The organism is Pueribacillus theae (genome assembly GCF_003097615.1).
Taxonomy (GTDB): Bacteria; Bacillota; Bacilli; order Bacillales; family UBA6769; genus Pueribacillus; species Pueribacillus theae.
Genome location: NZ_QCZG01000087.1, coordinates 1 through 2,925 on the forward strand (window position 1 = coordinate 1; position 2,925 = coordinate 2,925).

Below are 2,925 nucleotides of genomic sequence, written 5' to 3' on the forward strand. Positions count from 1 at the left end.
TGTATTTGTCAACTCAAAATTACCCCAAATGTTAATTGAAAAGTCCCCCACCTAAATTTTCCAAATATGGTAGGGGATCCATAGTAAATTAAAAATCTCCGATCCCTAATTTTAAAGCATACTCCGTGTTTTCTTTCTGCAGCCTTTCATTTTCCTTTCTCAGCTTCATGACCTCATCTAATAAACGTTCTATTTTCGTTTGATCGTCAATTCCTTTCTCATAGGCCGTTCCCTGCCATCGGCTATCCTCTACAAATTCCGCTAAAGCAACTCGGTCTATTGTTATATGATTCTTATCTCCTTTTGCTCTGATTAGGCCTTTTTCTACCCATTCCGCCACATTTGCACAAGTAATGCCTTTCCCGTTGTATTCCATACCGTATTCTGAACGGAGGAAATAGGCTGCTTTCTCCAAGGTCATTGTCATCATCCAAAAACCTCCTTTCGTCGTATTTAAACAAGCTTTTGTTGCTCTAACCATTGCTTGGTTTCTTTCATTCGATACGAAGCTCCGTTCATATTGACAATGTACGCTTGGTGGGTGAGCCTATCGATCATGGCTGCTGTCATGACTGGATCCTGAAAGATCTCTCCCCAACGTTCAAATGAGAGATTCGTAGTGATAATCGTTGACTTCTGTCCTGCTCGTAAAGATAAATGTGTAAATAAAAGTTCGGCTCCTTCTTTGTCAAAAGAGATATATCCCATTTCATCAGCGATTACAAGGTCATATTTCTCAAATCTATTTTGAAAAGCCCTTAGTGACTTTTCTGCTCGACATTCTTTCAGACGGTTAATGAGTAAGGGGACCGTTGTAAACCATACTTTATACCCCTCCACACAAGCTTTCATTCCAAGACCGATACTCATATGGGTCTTTCCCGTCCCCGGACTTCCTGCTAGAATAATATTTTTCCCTTCTTTGATAAAATCTAAAGTCTTCAAGAGTTTATATCCTTTTTGCGCGTCTGGCGGAAGCTCTTCAATACGCAAATCTTCTAGATGTTTTTTGTAGGGAAACTCTGCCCGGCGGATTCGGTTATACTTTGCGGTCTCTTGCCTGGCATCTGTTTCCTTCTGTAGTAAAAGGGCTAGAAACTCTTCATAACTTGCATCCTTTAGCGCTGATTCTTTCACCTGTTCCTCTAAATATTTGCGAATTGAAGGCAATTTCAAATCCTTACTGAATTCGATGACTTGTTCTCTCCAGGATGACTTTAAATGACTCATGCAATTCCCTCCTTTGTCCCAATAGATCCAGTCTGAAACAGGGTGTCATATTCTTTCAAATTTTCTTGGGCATGATGCTCAATGGCTTTTGATTCTTGCGACGAAAGGATAGGTAGAGACAGAGGGGCATCCCTATTTTTCTTACACAATATCTTAATTTTATCGGTTGTGACATGCTCTGGATTAATTTTCCTTAGCTCCTCAATGCTTTGTTCAATAACTGAAAGACTTGTTCCTTCCTTTACAAGTTGCATTAACTCTACAAAATCTTTTGGGCTACTGGTATAATAAGCCTTATAAATGTTTTTTATTTTCTTCGACGCCTGTTGTAATGCTGCGCTATCAGCTAATGCACCAGGCTTTTTCTTTAGTGTTTTGACATAGTGCTCCAGTTGCAGACTCCACTCGTGACTTCCTGTTAAACGATGATGTTCCGCGACATTTTCCTCTTGGTAAAAGCATAAAATTCGATTGGAATAGATTTTTACCTTTAACACTTCCCCTACTAAGTGATCTGGCACGGAATAATGGCTTTGGTCGATCGTAACCGTCGAGTATTTATCCACACGTGGATGCACAACCCTTGCCGCATCAAAAGGTGGGCGGGAAGGTAAGAGATGTCCATTTTCCTCTTGTAATAACTGTTCTGCTGTTTGGTTTGTGTCTTTCTTTATTGTTCTTTGATTTAACTTATGGCACACCTCCAGTAAGTAATGATTAGCCTCTTCCAGTGTTTCAAACGTGTCTCGGAAGGCAAAGGCCTTTCTACGAACTATTTCGACACTTTTTTCCACATGGCCTTTCTCATTTCCCTTTGCTGCATTACAAAATCGGAATTGAAATAAGTAATAGCTTGATAGTTTTAATAGCCCTTCGGTTGGTTCTTTTTCAGTTCCTACAAATTGCTTTACAGCGACTTTCATATTGTCATATACCATCGTTTGAAAGACTCCACCAACCCTTTCAAAGAAAAGGGCATGAGCTTCCTGAAAGCATTCCGTCTTTTGCTTGGTGAACAAAAATGCCAGGCGGTAATTTCCATAGGCCGATGTAAAGACAGCCATTTGTAACTTTCTCTGCTTGCCGGATATGGTTACTTTCACTTCCCCCCAATCAAATTCACATATACATCCGGGCTGGTAGGTTCCTCTTATAAACGCTTCTTTCTCCTTTCTTGCTAGGCCATGTACGGCATTTCTAACGGTACTATAACTTATGTTATATCCTTCTGCTTCTAACGCTTCATGAATATCGATGATTTTCTTCGTTTGCTTATGTAGTCCCCCTTGTCGTTTAATTCTATTTTCCTCTAGAAAATTCTTGATCTTTTCCTCAATTTCATCCGTTAGCTTTCGTTTTACACGGTTTGATGTGTCGTACTTTGGTGAATCTACTAAATTTTGAATAAGTTCCCCCTTATCTATTTCGCCATTAAAATTTTCAATTTCCTGAAGTTTTGATTCGTATTCTTCAATATATCGCTTCACTGTTTTCCTATCCATCCCAACTTCTCGTGCTATTGCTCTTTGTGACAGCCCCTCCCTAAAGTACTTAATGAGTATATTTTGCTTAGATTTCAACTTGATCACCACTTTCAGCCCCTCACATGATTTGGAAATAAAATCTGTGAGTTTATTATAACAGTGGGGGACTTTTCAATTACCATGGTGGCCCAGTTTTAGATTACTATAAACA

General features: G+C 39.5%; 3 protein-coding genes. All 3 read right to left on the reverse strand.

The window, feature by feature from the left end; all coding sequences use genetic code 11:
* Nucleotides 1–88: 88 nt before the first annotated feature.
* The 3 genes from DCC39_RS18620 to istA are packed head-to-tail and all read right to left on the reverse strand — an operon-like array spanning nucleotide 89 to nucleotide 2,819.
* On the reverse strand, nucleotides 89–430 hold the full coding sequence (locus DCC39_RS18620) for a hypothetical protein (protein WP_116556380.1): 342 nt from the start codon (nucleotides 428–430) through the stop codon (nucleotides 89–91).
* A 23-nt stretch (nucleotides 431–453) separates the two neighbouring features.
* Nucleotides 454–1,230: an IS21-like element helper ATPase IstB gene (gene istB, locus DCC39_RS18625; protein ID WP_116556381.1), complete on the reverse strand. Its 777-nt coding sequence runs from the start codon at nucleotides 1,228–1,230 to the stop codon at nucleotides 454–456.
* Entirely contained in the window at nucleotides 1,227–2,819 is a 1,593-nt protein-coding gene (gene istA / locus DCC39_RS18630; protein WP_116556382.1) for an IS21 family transposase, read from the reverse strand. Before istA ends, istB begins: the two co-directional genes overlap by 4 nt.
* Nucleotides 2,820–2,925: the final 106 nt, after the last annotated feature.